This window comes from Enterobacter sp. RHBSTW-01064, from assembly GCF_014103035.1.
GTDB lineage: Bacteria > Pseudomonadota > Gammaproteobacteria > Enterobacterales > Enterobacteriaceae > Enterobacter > Enterobacter mori.
This window is the reverse complement of the sequence record NZ_JABXOU010000020.1, coordinates 1-1531: the sequence shown is the minus strand read 5'-3', so window position 1 is coordinate 1531 and position 1531 is coordinate 1. Positions and strand designations below refer to the sequence as shown.

Below are 1531 nucleotides of genomic sequence, written 5' to 3'. Positions count from 1 at the left end.
GCGTTTCACTTCTGAGTTCGGCATGGGGTCAGGTGGGACCACCGCGCTAAAGCCGCCAGGCAAATTCTGTTAAATCTGTATCAGGCTGAAAATATCGTGTCTGTCTCTTCGCCGAAACAGCTTCGGCGTTGTAAGGTTAAGCCTCACGGTTCATTAGTATCGGTTAGCTCAACGCATCGCTGCGCTTACACACCCGACCTATCAACGTCGTAGTCTTCAACGTTCCTTCAGGACCCTTAAAGGGTCAGGGAGAACTCATCTCGGGGCAAGTTTCGTGCTTAGATGCTTTCAGCACTTATCTCTTCCGCATTTAGCTACCGGGCAATGCCATTGGCATGACAACCCGAACACCAGTGATGCGTCCACTCCGGTCCTCTCGTACTAGGAGCAGCCCCCCTCAATTCTCCAGCGCCCACGGCAGATAGGGACCGAACTGTCTCACGACGTTCTAAACCCAGCTCGCGTACCACTTTAAATGGCGAACAGCCATACCCTTGGGACCTACTTCAGCCCCAGGATGTGATGAGCCGACATCGAGGTGCCAAACACCGCCGTCGATATGAACTCTTGGGCGGTATCAGCCTGTTATCCCCGGAGTACCTTTTATCCGTTGAGCGATGGCCCTTCCATTCAGAACCACCGGATCACTATGACCTGCTTTCGCACCTGCTCGAGCCGTCACTCTCGCAGTCAAGCTAGCTTATGCCATTGCACTAACCTCCTGATGTCCGACCAGGATTAGCTAACCTTCGTGCTCCTCCGTTACTCTTTGGGAGGAGACCGCCCCAGTCAAACTACCCACCAGACACTGTCCGCAACCCGGATTACGGGTCTACGTTAGAACACCAGCCATTAAAGGGTGGTATTTCAAGGGCGGCTCCACGCAGACTGGCGTCCACGCTTCAAAGCCTCCCACCTATCCTACACATCAAGGACCAGTGTTCAGTGTCAAGCTATAGTAAAGGTTCACGGGGTCTTTCCGTCTTGCCGCGGGTACACTGCATCTTCACAGCGAGTTCAATTTCACTGAGTCTCGGGTGGAGACAGCCTGGCCATCATTACGCCATTCGTGCAGGTCGGAACTTACCCGACAAGGAATTTCGCTACCTTAGGACCGTTATAGTTACGGCCGCCGTTTACCGGGGCTTCGATCAAGAGCTTCGCGTTGCCGCTAACCCCATCAATTAACCTTCCGGCACCGGGCAGGCGTCACACCGTATACGTCCACTTTCGTGTTTGCACAGTGCTGTGTTTTTAATAAACAGTTGCAGCCAGCTGGTATCTTCGACTGATTTCAGCTCCACCCGCAGGGGCTTCACCTACACATCAGCGTGCCTTCTCCCGAAGTTACGGCACCATTTTGCCTAGTTCCTTCACCCGAGTTCTCTCAAGCGCCTTGGTATTCTCTACCTGACCACCTGTGTCGGTTTGGGGTACGATTTGATGTTACCTGATGCTTAGAGGCTTTTCCTGGAAGCAGGGCATTTGTTACTTCAGCACCGTAGTGCCTCGTCATCACACCTCAGCGTTA

General features: G+C 53.3%; 1 rRNA gene. It reads right to left on the bottom strand.

Annotated elements, in window-relative coordinates:
- Window positions 1–132: 132 nt before the first annotated feature.
- Window positions 133–1531, bottom strand: a 23S ribosomal RNA gene (locus HV355_RS23945); the annotation flags it as partial.